Below are 18395 nucleotides of genomic sequence, written 5' to 3'. Positions count from 1 at the left end.
ATTATGGATCTTAAAGATCAATTAAAGGATTTATTTCCAGATCACGAACCTCAGGAGAACAGCCAGCCTGTATCCAAAAGTGAAGAGTTGAACATTTGGATGCAAGACGATCCTCTTATTTGTGAATATTCTAAAAGAAAAGGAAAAGCAAATACGTTGATAAAAGGCTATTCCGGAGCAAAGAAAGATTTTCAAAACCTCACCAAAGTCCTAAAGAAAGAGATTGGTGTTGGAGGAAGCCATAAAGAGGAGATCATCATCATTCAGGGAGATTACCGAGATCAAATCATGAAAATCCTAAAAGATATCGGTTTCAATGTTAAGCGCGTTGGAGGCTAGTCTAAACCTTAGAGTTTTATGGTTTAAATTAAAATCTTATTAAGTGGATTGACTACAGAATAACAAGTCTATTATCGACATTAAGAATTTATTATTTCCATAGATAACTTCAATATTTTAAATAAAACATTTGGATTGGTAGTTCATACCAATCAGTCAAAACAAGTAATATGCCTATAGCATCATCAGAATTAATCTTAAATCCAGACGGCAGCATCTATCACCTCAATTTAAAACCAGAGGATATTGCACATACCATTATTACCGTAGGAGATCAAGAACGCGTTGCAAAAGTAACCTCCTATTTTGATGAGGTTATTTTTGAGACTCAGAAGAGAGAATTCAAAACTCAAACTGGATTTTATAAAGGCAAAAAAATCACTGTAATCTCTACAGGAATTGGTATTGATAATATAGATATTGTTCTTAATGAACTTGATGCCTTAGTTAATATCGATTTAAAAACTAGAGAGATAAAAAAGAACCATCAGGAGCTAACTATTATAAGGATAGGAACTTCTGGAGGTATTCAACCTTTTGTAGACTTAGATAAATTTGTGGTGAGTGAAGCTGGTGTTGGATTTGATGGCTTATTGCATTATTATAAAAATAAGGTGACTAATGATGAAGCTACTAAAGCTTTATGTGATCATCTTAAGGTTTCACCAAAAAAACCTTTATCATATATCGTTGACGCAGATCAGACTCTTATCGATCATTTTCTTAAAGAGTCAAAGGTTATCCCTGGATATACTGGAACTAATTTAGGCTTTTATGGACCACAAGGAAGAACATTGCGTCTTGAGCTAGAAGATCCAGACTTTATAGACCAACTCGTATCCTTTAGATATGAAAATCATAGTATAACTAATCTGGAGATGGAAACTAGTGCAACTTACGGTTTAGCTAAATTACTTGGCCATAAAGCTTTATCCATGAACGCCATCATTGCCAATAGAGCAACAGGCGAATTTAGTAAAGACCCAAAAGCTTCCGTAGATTCTCTTATTCGTTTCACATTAGACAAATTATCTAAGTTATAAGATGATGAAAAACATAAGAGTGGGTGGTGTCCCAGAACATTTTAATCTACCGTGGCATTTATGCATCGAAAATAAAGAATTCGAATCTCATGATATAGACCTCACTTGGACAGATTTTCATGGCGGAACAGGAGAGATGAGTGAAGCTCTTAAAAATAATGATGTTGATATTGCCGTTATGCTTACGGAAGGTTCTATTAAAGAAATCTGCGAAGGCAACACATTCAAGATTTTACAAAGTTATATACAGACCCCCCTTATGTGGGGTATGCATGTTGATGCTAATTCCAAGTATTATGATATGATAGACTTAAGAGGTAAGACTGCTGCTATAAGTCGTTACGGGTCTGGATCGCATCTTATGTCTTATGTAAATAGCAATAATAATAACTGGAATCTGGAACATTTAGATTTTAAAATCATCAAAAATTTGAATGGTGCTATAGAGTCCCTCACTGAAGGGACATCAGATTATTTTTTGTGGGAACACTTTACGACCAAACCTTTAGTAGATAAAGGAATCTTTAGAAGAATAGGTGATGTTCCGTCACCTTGGCCATGTTTTGTAATTGTAACCACTGAAAAGTTTATAAAGAACAATTCTGAAGTCATCCCTGATATTTTAGAACCGCTTAACCAGAAAAGCAAAACTTTCAAAACAATCAAAGACATTGATGACTTAGTTTCAAAACGTTATCAACTTAAAATTGAAGATGTTGAAGAATGGCTTTCCATAACGGAATGGAGCCAACAACAAATTTCTGAAGATGATGTTTTAGTCACTCAAAAAAAATTAATTGATTTGGGGCTGATATCAAAACGAAAAACTTATTCTGAAATTATTTATTAATCCACGCAACCAATCCTATTATCTAGCATCTAATTTAAGTAATTAAAACTTTATCCTAATACCAAAAAACATTTATGATCTATTTGATTATCCTCCTCTCTCTATTATTAATAAATTTCTTATTGCTCAAATTTAGCTGCGATTGCCCTGATTTTGTTTCTAAAAATTTGAAAAATAAAGTTTTAAAGAAAAAAATAAAAATCAATACCCCAAAAGTTTGGTCTGAAGAAAAAGCCAGTTCAAATCCTGTTCTCGCTGATAAATAACATATTACCACTTAACCAGTGAAGTACTTTGTCTAGCTAAAATCTTATTCGTTTCACTGAAATGTTTATTCCCGAACCAATAGCCTCTATTTGCGCTAAGAGGTGAAGGGTGACCAGAAGTTAGAATATGGTGCTTTGCTGAATTGATAAGTTTCGATTTCCTCTTTGCATAACCACCCCAGAGTAGAAAAACAATCCCCTCTTTTTCTGAAGACAATTTCTTGATTACTTCATCCGTAAAAATCTCCCAGCCTTTATTTTGATGACTCCCAGCTTCATGCGCTCTAACGGTTAAAGTAGCATTGAGTAACAATACTCCTTGCTTAGCCCACGATTCTAAATTACCGTGCTCTGGAATTGGTATAGTAAGATCTTCCTTCAATTCCTTATAGATATTAATAAGGGAAGGAGGGGTCGATATTCCTTTTGGGACAGAAAACGATAACCCATGAGCCTGCTGTGGACCATGATAAGGATCCTGCCCCAAAATCACCACTTTTGTTTTATCGAATGGGCAAAACTCGAAGGCATTGAAAATGTCTGTCCCTTTAGGATAACAGGTATAGTTTTTATATTCAGCCTTTATAAAAGTTATAAGAGACTTGAAATAATGTTTATCAAACTCATCTTTTAAGATTTTTTTCCAATTTGCTTCAATCTTTACCTCCATATATTATGCGTATTTTTGCAAGACTACAAATGTAGAATTTTAGTATGATAAACATTAGCGAAAAATCCTTAATAGATTTAGAATTTCCAACAATTTGTGGACAGTTGAGCACCTATTGTATCACAGAAAAAGGACAGCAAAAAGCTCTCGATCTAAAACCCTATACCTCTTATAAATCCATTTATTTTCACCTGAATCAAACAGAGGAATACAAATCTTCAGGACTTCAGGAAAAACCTATCCCCAACCACGGCTTTGAAAGTGTAGATGAAGCCTTAAAATTTTTAAATATTGAAGGGTCGGTGATGGAACTCAGCGGCTTTAGAAAGATTTTAAACTTGTCTGAAACCACAAATATTCATTTAAAATACTTTCAAAAGTATAAAGAACTTTACCCTAATCTTTTCAGATCTACTCAACCTATAGAATATACAACTGATATTGTAGATGAGATAAGACGTGTCATTGACAAATTTGGGGATATTAAAAATGATGCCACTCCAGAACTCTTTAGAATAAGAAAGACGATAAACATTGCAAAGGGTAAAATAAACTCAAGTTTTTCTAAAGCCTTGTCTAAATATATCAGCTATGGTTACCTGGATGATATAAAAGAAAGCATAGTAGATAACGTGCGTGTACTTGCAGTAACAGCGACGCACAAACGCAAAGTAAAAGGAGCTATGCTAGGGAGCTCAAAATCTGGTAATATAGTTTACATCCAACCTGAAGAAACACAAAATTCTGAAAGGGAACTGGATGAAGCTGAATATGAAGAAAAAGAGGAAGTCAATAAAATTTTAAAAGCCTTAACAAACTTTTTAAGACCTTATATAGACTTGCTGAAGCAGTACCAAAATTATCTAAGTGAAATAGACCTCGTTTCCGCCAAAGTAAAATATGCTGAGTTGTATGAAGGATTACTGCCAAAAATAACCACAGATAAGGAAATCTTTTTAAAAGATGCTTATCATCCTTTATTATTGATCAATCATAACAAAACTGGGGAAAAAACGTACGCACAAGATATCACCCTAAACGATTCTCAACAAATTATCGTGATTTCTGGCCCCAACGCAGGAGGGAAGAGTATAACACTCAAAACAATTGGCTTAGTCCAAATTATGCTTCAATCTGGTATGCTTATTCCGGTTCACGAATACTCTAGGATTTGCTTTTTTGATAAAATTCTTACAGATATTGGCGATAATCAAAGCATTGAAAACCATTTAAGTACTTACAGCTATAGGTTGAAAAACATGAGGAATTTTTTAAAAGTCTGTGACGATAAGACCTTATTTTTAATCGATGAATTTGGTACTGGATCCGATCCTGAGCTTGGCGGTGCACTAGCTGAGACCTTTCTGGAAGTCTTTCATGAGAAAAAAGCTTATGGTATAATTACAACACATTATGCCAACCTTAAGATGATGGCCGATGAGAATCCTGAAATAGTTAATGCTAACATGGCTTTTGACAGTTATACTATGGAGCCTTTATTTGAGCTTAAGCTAGGAGAAGCCGGAAGTTCTTTCACTTTCGAAGTTGCCCAAAAAAATGGAATTCCCTTCAGTTTAATCAATCGGGCTAAAAAGAAAGTCGAGCGAGGTAAAATCAGGTTTGATAAAAGTATCGCTAAGCTACAAATGGAACGTTCCAAACTGGCTAAAATAAATTCAGAATTAAAATCTAAAACCAGCGAGACTCAGAAAGAACAGGAAAAACTCGATGAAACTAATTCTAAAATTCAACTAAAGTTAGAAAGTTACCAAGAGCTTTACGATAGCAATCAACGTATGATTGGTATTGGCGAGAAGATGGATAAAATTGGACTACAATACTTCAATAATAAAGATAAGAAGCTGCTTTATTCCAATATTTTAAAAGTTGTAGAAAAGGAGAATTCCAAGAGAATCAAACAGACCCAGAAAGACGAAAAAATCCAAAAACAAAAAAAGCATAAGGTCAAGGAAGAAGCCCAAGAAAAGGTTGAAAAAATAAGGCAAAAGAAGAGAAAAGAAAAAACTAAAGAGGAAGAAGAAGCTTCGAAAACTCCTACCAAACCTAACTTTAAAAAAGGGGATTCCGTAAGGTTACAAAATGGACGTGCGGTTGGTACTATTGATAAATTTGATAAAGGAAAAGTAGTTGTCAATTATGGAATGTTTACAACTAGTGTGTCCGATGATCAACTTGAACTTGTAAAACGAGCAAAATGACCTTACCAGAAAATAAAAAAATTGTGCTTTTTGATGGTGTTTGCAATTTCTGCAACGCATCAGTTCGCTTTATAATGGAAAGAGATAAAAAAGACCTGTATAGGTTCGCCTCTCTTCAGAGTGATCTCGGCAAAAAAATGACATCAGAAAGAGGTATCGATTCCTCTAAGGTGGATTCTATAATAGTAATAGAACCAAGACATGCTTATTATATCAAGTCAACGGCTGCCCTCGAAATTTGTAAAGATCTAAATGGGTTATATCCTGCCTTGAGCCTGTTTTTAATTATTCCCAAAAGCTTTAGAGATTTGGTTTACGATTATATAGCTAAGAATCGGTACCAATGGTTTGGAAAAACAGAAACCTGTCCTATGCCTTCAAAAGAAGAACAGTCCAGGTTTCTAGATACTTAAAACTATAATTTGAAAACTGGTAAAATCTTAGTTGAGACTTCACCAAAACCAATTCTAACTTCGTGATTCTGGCAATATCCACGTAGGGTTACTGTATCGTTATCTTCAATATATCGGCGTTCTTCACCACCATTTAATTTAACTGTTTTAGAGCCTCCCCAAGATAACTCTAGCATAGAGCCATAAGAATCTGGTGTGGATCCAGAAATAGTTCCACTCGCCATCATATCACCACTATTTACTGGACATCCATTAACTGTATGGTGAGCCAGCTGCTGGCTCATACTCCAATACATATATTTGAAATTAGATTTTGTGATAACCATTTCATCAGTGTTTTCTGGCTTAATTGATACCGAGAGATTGATGTCAAAACTTTTTTTATCGGTAGTTTGTAAATATGGTAATAGTTTCTTGATAGGCTTAGGCCCCTCTACTCTGAAAGGCTCTAAAGCATCTAAAGTAACAATCCATGGTGAAACGGAGCATCCAAAGTTTTTGCCAAGAAACGGTCCAAGTGGCACATATTCCCACTTTTGAAGATCTCTAGCACTCCAGTCATTGAAGAGTACCATACCAAAAATATAGCTTTCAGCATCTTCTACCGGTATGGGTTCTCCCAAAAGATTACTATCGGTCGTAATGAATGCCATTTCTAATTCGAAGTCTAACTGTCTAGTGGGACCAAAAATAGGCTCATCAGATCCTTTAGGTAATTTTTGACCCTGTGGCCTGTGAATAGGTATTCCACTTGGTACAATAGACGAACTCCTGCCGTGATAACCTATTGGCGCATGCAGCCAGTTTGGCAGTAAAGCATTTTCTGGATCTCTAAACATCTTACCTACATTGGTTGCATGTTCCTTACTGGAATAAAAATCTGTATAATCTCCAACCTGAACAGGCATTTGCATTTCAATCTCATCTAAAGTAAATAAGACCGTTTCTTTATCTTTTTCGTTGGACTTTAATTCATCAGTATTAACGTCAAATAGTTCTGCAACCCGATTTCTGACAGATCTCCAAGTTTTTCTGCCATCTGCAATAAAATCATTTAAGGTATCCTGCAAAAAAATATCATCCGTCAACGGGATATCTTTAAAATAACCAAGTTGATGCAAAGCACCTAGATCTATAGCAAAATCACCAATGCGTGTTCCTATGGTAATAATATCATCTCGGGTAAGAAAAACACCAAAAGGAATATTCTGAATAGGGAAATCTGTATTATCGGGGACATCCAACCAAGTTTTTCGAGAAGGATTATTAGCTTTTAGAGACATAGTATGAATTTAGTATATTGAAATTAATCTTAAATCTTCCTTCAAATATATTATTTTATGCGAATTAACCGTTCCAAATAATTAAATTTGGAGCATATTTAACTTTAAAATATAAAATGAAAGACAAAGCGATTTCAGACTTGATTCTTGAAGAAAAAAACAGACAAACTAATGGTTTAGAATTGATTGCAAGTGAAAATTTTGCAAGTCAAGATGTATTGGATGCTGCTGGTTCTGTACTCACCAATAAATATGCTGAAGGTTATCCAGGCAAACGGTATTACGGTGGATGTGAAGTCGTAGATAAAGTTGAAGATCTGGCAAGAGAGCGTGTAAAAAAGTTATTTGGTGCCGAGTATGCTAATGTTCAGCCACACTCAGGTTCCCAGGCAAATACTGCTGTTTTTTCCATCTGTTTAAACCCAGGAGATACTATTCTTGGTTTCGATCTTTCTCATGGTGGTCACCTTACCCATGGTTCTCCTGTTAACTTTTCTGGAAAGCTATACAACCCTGTATTTTACGGTGTAGATAGAGAAACTGGCCTTATCGATTATGAGATGGTAAGAGAAATGGCTCATAAAGAAAAACCAAAAATGATTATAGCAGGTGCATCTGCGTATTCTAGAGAAATCGATTATAAAATATTTAGGGAAATAGCCGATGAGGTTGATGCTATTTTGTTAGCAGATATGGCTCATCCATCTGGTTTGATAGCTGCTGGACTTTTACAAAGCCCGCTTCAACATTGTCATATTATCACATCAACTACTCATAAAACTATTCGGGGTCCTAGAGGTGGTATTATTTTAATGGGTAAAGATTTTGAAAACCCATTTGGTCTCAAATTTAAAAATGGAAACTTAAAGAAAATGTCTAGTTTACTAGATAGCTCAGTCTTTCCTGGAAATCAAGGTGGTCCATTAATACATATTATCGCTGCTAAAGCAATAGCTTTTGGTGAAGCGCTTTCTGAAGATTTTGTGTCTTACCAAAAACAAGTTATCAAAAATGCCTCGGCAATGGCAAAAGCATTTATGGATAAAGATTATAAAATCATCTCGGGTGGAACCGATAATCACATGATGCTTATCGATCTCCGAAATAAAAATATTTCAGGCAAACAAGCTGAAGAAGCTCTTGGCGCTGCTGGTATAACAGTCAACAAAAACATGGTACCATTTGACGATAAATCTCCATTTGTTACTTCAGGAATAAGAATTGGTACCCCTGCCATAACCACCAGAGGGGTGATGGAAAATGAGATGTCTAAAATTGTAGATCTTATAGATGATGTTATCGTCAATCATGAGAATACGTCACATTTAGAGTCAATAAAGGAACAAGTTCACACTATGATGAGCCAAAGACCTTTATTTGCTGAAGCAATAAAGAGCTAACAAGTACATTAAAAAACCTAAGTAAGAAGAGCCACGTTAATAACGTGGCTCTTCTTACTTATTGCTCTTCAAATAGAATACTCTGATATGCACCCAAATCAGGATTCTGAGTTCTATCAACGCCCAAAATATCAAACGGAACCAAGTTGGCACTACTTTGTCCTCCCAGATTATTGGCTGCAGATTCCTCTCCGATAATTAACTGGTTATTTTGAGCATCAAGAAATTGTGGAGATTCATTCAAAAGTATATTTTCAAATAGAGAAGTATTATCAAAATCGTATAATTCATCTTCAGAAAATTGGTTATTAAAATCACGAAAACGAACTAAGCAATTTTTAAAATTATAATTAAACGCAGCCTCTTCTACTCTATTAAATAGAAGTTCAATAGATTCATTCCCATAAATAATGCAGTTGCTAAAATTGGCTTCTATTAAATCTGAAATAAATAAAGTTTCCCCTGACTGAAGATTATTTTCTATCAATACTGAAGGAAACTGGCGAAAGCTATTTTGCCAATAATTAGCAAACGTACTGTGACGAAAATTATAACGTCCCCCAAGAGACAAGTTTAAAGACGCTTGACCACTATTGTTGATCACCAGATTTTCTGCATCTATAAATCCAGTTCTAGCTAACAAGCCGACGTTTGCAGAATTATAAATTTGTGTGTTTTTAATGGTGAGTGTAGGTTGTGCTAAGCCATCATTGGAATCCATTAAAATTCCAACTGTAGAATTTTTAATAGTCACATGTTCGAACTTGTGGTTTGTACTTCCTTCTGTTAACCAAATTGAGGCCCATTGTCCAGGAATATTCGAATATTCTGGTTCTAAGCGGTCTCCTTCAAAAATAATTTCATTTTCTAGTAATTCAGGATCAGAACTCAAGCCTCCAATAGCCTTCACAGAAGCATTATTTGCTGCAATAATTCCACTGTTAGCGTGAAAGTGGATTCTGGCACCTGCTTCTATTGTAAGTGTCTCTCCGGAAGGAACTCCGGCGAAACCATAGATAACATATGGTTTTTCATTGGTAAAGGTTAGATGTTCAGCATCCAAAATAAATCCATCAATTTGAATAGCTTCTCCCTCTTCATCTATACCCAAAGTTAAGGTTTCTGAAGATCCATCTTCAAAGCGTTCAGGAAATAAAAAGATAGCATCTTGAACAAGAGTAACAAGCTCGACTTGCTGTAAATTAACACCAGAGTCGAAATTGATTTGATCTGAATATAAAAATGATAATTCATTTTGAGATAAATCCTGAATGTCCGCTGTTACTTCAACGAATACAAAAATGCTATCTTTTGCCAAAACATTGATATTTGAAATCGACTTTCCTGCAACACCATCTACATTAAGTCTAAAGTTTGAACTTTCTCCTTGGTTGAGTTGAACGTTAGGAATACTAATATCTTGGCTACTCCTGTTGTACACTTTAAAACTATAAGTGCTAGAGCCTATATCGGTGAAGACAGTGTCTAGATAAACAGTATCTCTAGAAAATTCCAAGCTACCAAAACTGGGCTCTGTTTCAAAATCATCTCGACATGAAGTCATAGATAGTAGACTAAGCGCTACTAGAATAAAGCAAATTTGTTTCATAAAAACTATATAAGGTGAATAACGCTGTGCGTGATATTTTATTTTCCTAAAATTTTAACCTCAAAAAGCTTATCCCAATTTTTCCCTGTTACGAAAAGTCGTTTGGAAGCCTTATGGTAAGCAATACCATTTAAAACATCGAGCTTAGAATGCTGTTTTACTTTATCACGAAGTCCTCTAAAATCGATTACACCTTCTACTCCACCATGATCTGGATTTATAATCACTACACCATCTTTCTGATAAGTATTGGCATAGATTTTACCTTCGACCCACTCCAATTCATTAAGCTGATTAAGAATCATTTTGTTAGTAGTAGGTTGAATATATCCTTCCTCTTCAAGAGTTTCAGAGTTTAACGTCCAAATTTTGTCGGTCCCATCACTTTTAAATAGTTTTTTCTCATTGTTACATAGCCCCCAACCTTCTTTACTATCTGTATAGGCAAATTTATTAAGCAACTCCATTGTCTGTAAGTCGTATACGAGACCTTCCTGAGATTGCCAAGTAAGTTGGTAAATTTTATTGTTTAAAATAGTCAAACCTTCGCCAAAGTAAAACTGGTCTAACTCCATTTTATTCAAAACCTCACCAGTTTTATAATCCACTTTTCTCAGTGAAGATTCTCCACGTTGTCCTGTACTTTCATATAAAGTATCTCCATAAAACTCTAAACCCTGAGTGTATGCTGAGATATCGTGAGGGTAGATGTTTACGATTTCATAAGTATAAAGTTTAGGTGGAATACTGCTCAAAAGTTTTATAGATTTTGAAACCTCAACCTTTTCCCCATTTACTTTTAAATTAACTTTTAAATCATGATTGCCGAGTTTAAATTCTGAAAGATCCACTGAAAAAGCTTCAAGACCCGTTGAATTTAAAATGATTTTATTTTGAAATTTAATCTCTACTGAACTTACCTCATGATCTTTTAGAGCTTTTATACTTCCGCTAAGCAGATCCGAATTAGTGAAGGATTTGGAGTTGCTTTGAAAAATAATTTTGAAGTCTTTCGACAAATCCTCATCGCAGGACATAAAAACTATGGCTAAAAATATGATTGCCAATGAATTAAAAATACGCATCATAATTAAATTAAATTATGGAGTAAAAATAGGAAATTTGACGAGAAAACGACTTGTTGCAATTAAATAAGATTGTATATTTGCCGCTGGCAAGTCCTACACAACTAGCTCCTGTCGAATCCCCCAGAGCGGGAACGCAGCAAGGGTAGATAGTCGAGCGGTGTGATGTAGGTCGCTTGCCTTTTTTATTTCCAAAACTATCCCTCATTTTTTTTTTAATACTATAAGTTAGATATTTGCCTAAATTAAATTTTAATGCAAAACGTAGTATTGATCACTGGAGCTTCATCAGGTATTGGAAAATCTATAGGCGAATATTTAGCCAAACTCAATTACAAAGTATACGGTACCAGCAGAAACCCAAAGCAGTTAGAATTAAACGGGATTCACTTTCTTAAACTTGATATTACCGATCTGGAAAGTACTCAAACTGCCATTGGTCGTATTATTTCAAAAGAAAAAAAAATAGACTTTCTCATCAATAATGCCGGAGTTGGTATTTCAGGTCCTTTAGAAGAAATTCCAGAAGAAGAGCAAAAAAAAATATTCAATACCAATTATTTTGGACCAATAAGAGTCATCAATACTGTTTTACCTCATATGAGGGCTAGACAATCAGGATTCATAATCAATATCACCTCAATTGCCGGACATATGGGCTTGCCTTTTCGAGGATTCTATTCCGCTTCCAAGGGGGCTTTGGAATTAACTACTGAAGCCTATCGAATGGAATTAAAAGCTTTCGGTATAAAAATGACTAATGTTGCCCCTGGAGATTTTGCTACAAATATCGCTGCAAGCAGATACCACGCCCCGATTAAAGAGGATTCTCCTTATAAAGAGGTTTACGAACGAAGCTTGAAACTTATGGATGCACATGTGGATGAAGGCAAAGATCCAAACCTTATAGCTAAAAGCATATATGACATCATGCAAAAGTCCAATCCAAAGATTCATTATAAAGTCGGGGATTTTACGCAGAAAATTTCAGTGTTTTTAAAACATATTCTTCCTGATAAAGTTTTTGAAAATCTCTTACTTAAGCACTATAAACTGTAAATTTGTAGCTAAAATGTATTTTTATGAAATTTTTTATTGACACAGCAAATATTGACCAGATTAGAGAAGCTCAAGACTTGGGTATTCTTGATGGCGTCACTACCAATCCTTCGCTTATGGCGAAAGAAGGTATTACCGGAGAAGAAAATATCAAAAATCACTATATCAAAATCTGTGAAATTGTAGATGGTGATGTGAGTGCGGAAGTGATTTCTACAGACTTTGAAGGGATGGTTAGAGAAGGTGAGGCACTAGCAAAGCTTCATAACCAAATTGTTGTAAAGATTCCTATGATAAAAGAAGGCATAAAAGCCATTAAATACTTTTCTGAAAAAGGGATACGTACCAATTGTACCTTAGTCTTTTCTGTAGGCCAAGCTCTACTAGCAGCAAAAGCTGGAGCTACTTATGTTTCTCCTTTTATTGGTCGCTTGGATGATATATCTACAGATGGATTGAATTTGATTGAAGAAATCCGTTTGATTTATGACAACTACATGTTCGAAACTCAAATCCTTGCTGCATCAATAAGACATACCATGCACATTATAGATTGCGCAAAAATTGGTGCAGATGTCATGACAGGTCCATTATCTTCTATTGAAGGACTTTTGAAACACCCATTAACCGATAGTGGTCTAGAGAAATTCTTAGCAGACTACAATAAAAACAACTAGTACCGTATTTATTATAGTCTAAGAAACTGTCTAAAACACTTTTATTGATTAAGATTCTGAAATAAATTCAGAATGATAAAATTTTAGCGTTTTAGACCGTTTTTTTGTTTTATAAAGCCTTGATGGTTTCAAGAAAAAAACCATGTTGATCTTCGGTGTAATCTAAATGAGTAACTAGTCGCATTTTTCCATTTCCCATATTGCTTATTCGTATCCCTTTTTCCTCTAGATCTCTCATAAATTGGATTTCATCCAAATGAGGCTGAAGATAAAAAATGACAATATTGGTTTCTACATGATCTACCGCTTTTATTAACGAATGTTCAGACAAGGCTTTTTCAATGTCTTTAGCTCTTTGATGATCTACGCTCAATCTATCTATATGATGATGTAACGCATAATAAGCAGCTGCTGCCATGTATCCTACTTGCCTCATACCGCCCCCCAAAACTTTTCGAATGCGTATGGCCTTTTTCATAAGGTCGGAATTCCCCATCAATACAGTTCCCATGGGCGCTCCAAGACCTTTGGAAAGACATAACGAGATGCTGTCGAACAAATGGCCAAAGTCTTTAGGATCGTGATTATTGGCGACGATGGCATTATATAATCGGGCTCCATCCAAGTGAAGACCCAATCCATTTTTATCACACACCGCTTTTATAGATCGAATAGTCTCTAGATCATAGCAGGCACCTCCACCTTTGTTAGTTGTGTTTTCTAAACAAACCAAAGAGGTTAAAGGGCTATGGTAAAAATCTGGTGGATTAATAGCTTCTTCTACGAGTTGAGCTGTGATCTTACCTTTATCTCCATCCACGAGTTTACAGGACACTCCACTATTGAAAGAAACGCCTCCACCTTCATAATTATAGACATGAGCCCATTTATCACAAATAAGTTGCTCACCAGGTTGAGTGTGGAGTTTGATAGCAGCCTGATTGGACATGGACCCTGTTGGAAAATACAAAGCTGTATCCATCCCAAATAGATCTGCCAGGTAAGATTCAAGTTTATTTACAGAAGGATCTTCTTTATAAACATCGTCTCCAACCTCAGCCTTCATCATATAGTCGAGCATTTCAGGGGTAGGTTTAGTAACGGTATCGCTTCTTAAATCGATTTTCATGCTGATACTTTTTATTCGAAAATAAACATAATTAGGATGACGGCGCTTCAGATAATTTTTAAATTTGACAAAATTTTAATCATGATCAATTCTGACTCAATAAAAACTATGAATGAACGTATCATTTCTCTAAACCAATATCTTTGACTTAGATGCAAAACGCATAAAAGTTGCCAACGAAGAAGAAAAGACATTTGCTCCAAATTTTTGGGACAAGCCTCAGGAAGCTCAAAAACTAATGCAAGCCATCAATGATGAGAAGCAGTGGGTCAAAAGCTTCGACTTTGCAAAACAACTGGTAGAAGACCTAAATGTTTTATTTGAATTTTTTGAAGAAGGAGATGTTTCTGAAGACGAGATTAAAGAAAAATATGCCGAGGCTTTAGAGTTAATTGAAGAGTTAGAATTCAAAAATATGCTTTCTGAAGAAAGCGACCCCTTAACGGCAATCCTTCAGATCACAGCTGGAGCTGGTGGAACAGAAAGTTGTGACTGGGCAGAGATGCTCATGAGAATGTATATCATGTGGGGCGATCGCAGAAACTTCAAAATAAGGGAACTCAACCACCAAGGCGGTGATGTAGCAGGAATAAAAACCGTTACTCTAGAAATTGAAGGAGAATATGCCTTTGGCTGGTTAAAAGGGGAAAATGGAGTCCATAGATTGGTTAGAATTTCTCCTTTCGATAGTAATGCGAAACGCCATACCTCTTTTGCGTCGGTATATGTGTACCCACTTGTAGATGACACCATTGAAATTGACATCAATCCCTCAGAGATTAAATGGGAGTTTGCTAGATCTGGGGGTGCTGGGGGGCAAAATGTTAATAAGGTGGAAACCAAAGCTATATTAACACACCATCCTAGCGGTATAGTCATACATAATTCAGAAACAAGATCACAGTTAGAGAATAGACAAAAAGCGATGCAAATGTTGAAATCTCAGCTGTATGAAATTGAACTTAAAAAACAACAAGCAGCCAGATCTGAAATAGAATCTGAAAAGAAAAGTATAGAATGGGGCTCACAAATTCGCAATTATGTGATGCATCCCTACAAGCTTGTTAAAGATGTTAGAACTGGTTTTGAGAGTGGTAATGTTGATGACATCATGAATGGCCATATCGATTCATTTTTAAAATCCTATTTAATGAGTAGTGGACAGAAAAAAGAAACTGATAGTTTATGATAAATATATACCACAATCCACGTTGCACAAAATCTAGAGAAGGCCTGTCTATTTTGGAAGATTCTGGACAGGATTTCAAAATCATAAAATACTTAGATGATAGCCCTTCTCAAGAGGACTTAAAAATTATCATTAAAAAACTAGGCATTAAACCCATAGACTTGATTCGCAAACAAGAAAAAATATGGAAAGAGAACTTCAAGACTAAGGATCTTTCCGATTCTGAAATTATTAAGGCTCTCCATGACTTTCCCAAACTTATAGAACGACCCATCGTCATAAACGGAGAGAAAGCAATCATAGGAAGACCTCCAGAAGATATTAAAGGTATTCTTTAGGATTTGTAATAATAGCTGTATATGGGATATTTGTAATTTACCATCTTTAAAATTTAAAATACATGGATCACTATACCACACAAGAAAATGTTCAACACGAATATCAAAACTGGAAGCTATCTCAGCTTATACTTAAAGAAATAGCTAACTTTTTAGGTTCAAAAGCTAAATTCCAACATGTTAAAGCAGGTCTTGAAAATACAGTTATGAACACCTTGGGAGATCATCAAGTCCATGGAGTAGAGCTTTTTCAAAAAATTGATCAGCATTATATATCTTCAGGGTTTGGCTATGCAGATATTTCACTTGATGATTCTGAGTGCAGTTCTTGCTTAGATATCATCACTACAGTAATCGATGAGCATTTTAAAGACATCGAAAAACCTTCTGTAATAAGTTCTTCTCCTGACACTTTAAATATAGATGATTTTGAACTTAAAAGAAATCAGTATATCGATAAAGCTTATCATTTTATAAACTCTAAAACTGACGATGCTACCGCTACCAAAGCGATCTTAAGATCTGCATTGCGATATGGGTCCATTTATGCTGAAACGCGACATATAGGACCTCCTCAGAAAGTTTACGACTTATTTTATAAGTGGGGCATCCAGAATGAAGGCTTTGCCTCCCCATTTAATGCTAGATTATTAGGTAAGCCAAAAGCTCAATTTTATAGTCTTTTTGAAGATACCGATGGGATTTTTGGGAGTGGGGGAAGCTTTTTCAATTTAAATCATCCTGAAAATCCTGGGCACTGGTGCTTAGACCCGCCCTTTACTTCAGAACTTATGACTAAGGTAGACTCTATTCTAGCCTCTTGGTTAAAAACCTATACGGATCTGAGTTTTTTACTTATTATTCCACAAAGCCATTCTCCTTCGAACAAGCCCGATGAAACCGTTACTCTTAAAAAAGATCTCCACTATTATGAGGGTTTAGAGGGTATTTTAAAGCCACTACCAGTCAACGTTTGTATACATAGGTATGGAAATATTGAAGGCTTCTCTTCAGATGAAATCCTAGAGGGATATTCCAAATAAAAAAAGCTGCCTTTTTAGGAGGCAGCTTTTATGTAGGGTTTTTAAATTCATTTAAGAATTTGTCATTTCTTCAGGTCTTACCCATTTATCGAATTCTTCTTCAGTGGTATACCCTAGATTTACGGCCTCTTCCTTTAAAGTAGTTCCATTTTTGTGAGCTGTATTGGCTATTTCTGCAGCTTTATAATAGCCAATCTTTGGATTTAATGCTGTCACCAACATCAAAGAATTTCTCAATAATTCATTGATGCGGTCTTGATTAGGCTCAATTCCAGCGGCGCAATTTTCTTCAAAAGATACACACGCATCACCAATTAATTGGGCAGACTGTAATAGATTGGATGCCATTACTGGCTTAAAGACGTTAAGCTCAAACTGACCTTGCATTCCTCCTACTCCAATAGCCACATCATTTCCCATAACTTGAGCACAAACCATGGTGAGCGCTTCACACTGAGTCGGGTTTACTTTACCAGGCATAATTGATGAGCCTGGCTCATTGGCAGGAATTGTAATCTCTCCTATTCCACTTCTAGGTCCAGAAGACAACATTCTTATATCATTACCTATTTTATTTAAAGAAACTGCTAATTGTTTTAGAGCTCCATGAGTTTCTACTAAAGCATCATGAGCCGCTAGGGCTTCAAATTTATTTTCTGCAGTAACGAAAGGAAGCTTCGTAAATTCTGCAATGTAATGGGCTACTTTCTCTGCATAGCCTTTTGGTGTATTAAGCCCAGTTCCTACTGCAGTTCCTCCTAAAGCTAATTCCTGTAGGTGAGGTAGTGTATTTTCTAAAGCCTTTAGACCGTGGTTTAATTGGGAGACATAGCCACTAAATTCTTGTCCTAAGGTTAAGGGAGTAGCATCCATAAAGTGAGTTCTTCCAATTTTCACAATGCCTTTAAAAGTCTCTGCCTTTTTCTGAAGCTGGTCTCTCAATTGTTCAATACCAGGAATCGTGACTTCTACAATTTTTTTGTAGGCGGCAATATGCATTCCTGTGGGGAAGGTATCGTTAGACGATTGAGATTTATTAACGTCATCGTTTGGGGATACAAATTTATTACCTTTGCCTAGTTCATGACCTTGTAGTTGATGAATCCTGTTGGAAATCACTTCATTAACATTCATATTACTTTGGGTACCAGACCCAGTTTGCCATATTACCAAGGGAAACTGATCGTCGTGTTGACCCTCTAAAATTTCGTCGCAAACTTTAGCAATCCAATCTCGCTTTTCTACTTCAAGAACTCCGAGTTCTGCATTGGTATATGCAGCTGCTTTTTTCAAATAAGCAAAGCCGTAGATAATTTCAAGGGGCATAGAGGCAGGTGGACCTATCTTAAAATTATTCCTAGAACGCTCTGTTTGTGCAGCCCATAATTTGTCTGCAGGAACTTTTACCTCTCCTATGGTATCTTTCTCAATTCTATATGACATGGTATTGATTTTAATTTTTCAAATTTAAGAAATTATAGCCTTAGATAGGTTTAATACCAAATTTAACCTATCATATCCTACTAAATCATTTTACCGATACGAATTCGGCACAAGCTTTTTTCACTTACTTTTATCAAAAATAATGACCGTAACTAAGGCTATGCTAATTATTTTTTATTTCAATCAATCTAAAAATCTGTGCGGAACTACGTCGTAGTATAACTCAATTTATTTATACAACACTATAAATTCAATTTGGTGTAACTTTTTATTTCCACGCAATTATTTTTATCTTTTATAGGTTTGTAATTTTAAGTTTATTTATATTTGTAAAAAATAA

Annotated in this window: 17 protein-coding genes and 1 other RNA gene; 12 read left to right on the top strand and 6 right to left on the bottom strand. The window is 35.4% G+C overall.

Features of this window, described 5'->3' with window-relative positions:
• Window positions 1–3 precede the first annotated feature (3 nt).
• The 3 genes from CXF67_RS17035 (at window position 4) to CXF67_RS17025 (ending at window position 2232) form a co-directional block, all read left to right on the top strand.
• Window positions 4–339 carry a translation initiation factor gene (locus tag CXF67_RS17035; RefSeq protein ID WP_015023132.1) on the top strand — a complete coding sequence of 112 codons (336 nt, stop codon included), beginning with the start codon at window positions 4–6 and terminating at the stop codon, window positions 337–339.
• A gap of 170 nt (window positions 340–509) precedes the next feature.
• On the top strand, window positions 510–1382 hold the full coding sequence (locus CXF67_RS17030; RefSeq protein WP_102089845.1) for a nucleoside phosphorylase: 873 nt from the start codon (window positions 510–512) through the stop codon (window positions 1380–1382).
• A 4-nt stretch (window positions 1383–1386) separates the two neighbouring features.
• Window positions 1387–2232: a substrate-binding domain-containing protein gene (locus tag CXF67_RS17025; protein ID WP_102089909.1), complete on the top strand. Its 846-nt coding sequence runs from the start codon at window positions 1387–1389 to the stop codon at window positions 2230–2232.
• A gap of 270 nt (window positions 2233–2502) precedes the next feature.
• Here the strand turns inward: CXF67_RS17025 and CXF67_RS17015 are convergent, their stop codons facing one another.
• Window positions 2503–3168, bottom strand: a complete 666-nt coding sequence (locus CXF67_RS17015) for a uracil-DNA glycosylase (protein WP_102089843.1) — start codon at window positions 3166–3168, stop codon at window positions 2503–2505.
• Between the two features lie 44 nt (window positions 3169–3212).
• Here CXF67_RS17015 and CXF67_RS17010 point away from each other — a divergent pair, with 44 nt between their 5' ends.
• Window positions 3213–5387, top strand: a complete 2175-nt coding sequence (locus tag CXF67_RS17010) for an endonuclease MutS2 (RefSeq protein ID WP_102089842.1) — start codon at window positions 3213–3215, stop codon at window positions 5385–5387.
• Complete coding sequence (locus CXF67_RS17005; protein ID WP_102089841.1) at window positions 5384–5800, top strand: thiol-disulfide oxidoreductase DCC family protein; 417 nt, start codon at window positions 5384–5386, stop codon at window positions 5798–5800. The genes CXF67_RS17010 and CXF67_RS17005 overlap by 4 nt, the downstream gene beginning before the upstream one ends.
• Window positions 5801–5802: 2 nt before the next feature.
• Here CXF67_RS17005 and fahA read toward each other — a convergent pair whose 3' ends face one another.
• Window positions 5803–7083 (bottom strand): fumarylacetoacetase, encoded by a 1281-nt coding sequence (gene fahA / locus CXF67_RS17000; RefSeq protein ID WP_102089840.1) that lies wholly within the window; start codon window positions 7081–7083, stop codon window positions 5803–5805.
• 116 nt (window positions 7084–7199) lie between these two features.
• On the opposite strand from fahA, the gene glyA reads away from it, so the two are divergent.
• Window positions 7200–8483, top strand: coding sequence for a serine hydroxymethyltransferase (glyA, locus tag CXF67_RS16995; RefSeq protein WP_102089839.1), 1284 nt, complete (start codon window positions 7200–7202; stop codon window positions 8481–8483).
• A 58-nt stretch (window positions 8484–8541) separates the two neighbouring features.
• Here the strand turns inward: glyA and CXF67_RS16990 are convergent, their stop codons facing one another.
• A complete protein-coding gene (locus tag CXF67_RS16990) occupies window positions 8542–10092 on the bottom strand; it encodes a hypothetical protein (RefSeq protein WP_102089838.1) in 1551 nt (516 codons plus the stop codon).
• 38 nt (window positions 10093–10130) lie between these two features.
• Entirely contained in the window at window positions 10131–11177 is a 1047-nt protein-coding gene (locus tag CXF67_RS16985) for a glutaminyl-peptide cyclotransferase (RefSeq protein ID WP_180958005.1), read from the bottom strand.
• 87 nt (window positions 11178–11264) lie between these two features.
• Here CXF67_RS16985 and ffs point away from each other — a divergent pair.
• From ffs to fsa, 3 genes are all read left to right on the top strand, one after another.
• Window positions 11265–11362: signal recognition particle sRNA small type (ffs, locus tag CXF67_RS16980), an RNA gene on the top strand.
• A 70-nt stretch (window positions 11363–11432) separates the two neighbouring features.
• The gene (locus tag CXF67_RS16975; protein WP_102089836.1) at window positions 11433–12236 is read left to right on the top strand and encodes an SDR family oxidoreductase; all 804 of its coding nucleotides are present in this window, start codon (window positions 11433–11435) and stop codon (window positions 12234–12236) included.
• A 23-nt stretch (window positions 12237–12259) separates the two neighbouring features.
• Window positions 12260–12913 carry a fructose-6-phosphate aldolase gene (gene fsa, locus CXF67_RS16970; RefSeq protein ID WP_102089835.1) on the top strand — a complete coding sequence of 218 codons (654 nt, stop codon included), beginning with the start codon at window positions 12260–12262 and terminating at the stop codon, window positions 12911–12913.
• A gap of 109 nt (window positions 12914–13022) precedes the next feature.
• Here fsa and CXF67_RS16965 read toward each other — a convergent pair whose 3' ends face one another.
• Window positions 13023–14042, bottom strand: coding sequence for a threonine aldolase family protein (locus CXF67_RS16965; protein ID WP_102089834.1), 1020 nt, complete (start codon window positions 14040–14042; stop codon window positions 13023–13025).
• A gap of 81 nt (window positions 14043–14123) precedes the next feature.
• Here CXF67_RS16965 and prfB point away from each other — a divergent pair.
• The 3 genes from prfB to CXF67_RS16950 all read left to right on the top strand — a co-directional run bounded on the left by prfB (window position 14124) and on the right by CXF67_RS16950 (window position 16612).
• A protein-coding gene (gene prfB, locus CXF67_RS16960) for a peptide chain release factor 2 (protein WP_145990498.1) occupies window positions 14124–15231 on the top strand; the annotation gives its coding sequence in 2 pieces (ribosomal slippage) (window positions 14124–14186 and window positions 14188–15231; 1107 coding nt in all).
• On the top strand, window positions 15228–15569 hold the full coding sequence (arsC, locus tag CXF67_RS16955; RefSeq protein WP_102089832.1) for an arsenate reductase (glutaredoxin): 342 nt from the start codon (window positions 15228–15230) through the stop codon (window positions 15567–15569). Before prfB ends, arsC begins: the two co-directional genes overlap by 4 nt.
• 62 nt (window positions 15570–15631) lie before the next feature.
• The gene (locus CXF67_RS16950) at window positions 15632–16612 is read left to right on the top strand and encodes a PCIF1 family methyltransferase (protein WP_102089831.1); all 981 of its coding nucleotides are present in this window, start codon (window positions 15632–15634) and stop codon (window positions 16610–16612) included.
• 51 nt (window positions 16613–16663) lie between these two features.
• Here CXF67_RS16950 and fumC read toward each other — a convergent pair whose 3' ends face one another.
• Window positions 16664–18055, bottom strand: coding sequence for a class II fumarate hydratase (fumC, locus tag CXF67_RS16945; RefSeq protein WP_102089830.1), 1392 nt, complete (start codon window positions 18053–18055; stop codon window positions 16664–16666).
• Window positions 18056–18395: the final 340 nt, after the last annotated feature.

This window comes from Psychroflexus sp. MES1-P1E (assembly GCF_002836055.1).
GTDB lineage: Bacteria > Bacteroidota > Bacteroidia > Flavobacteriales > Flavobacteriaceae > Psychroflexus.
This window is presented reverse-complemented; position numbering and strand designations above follow the sequence as displayed.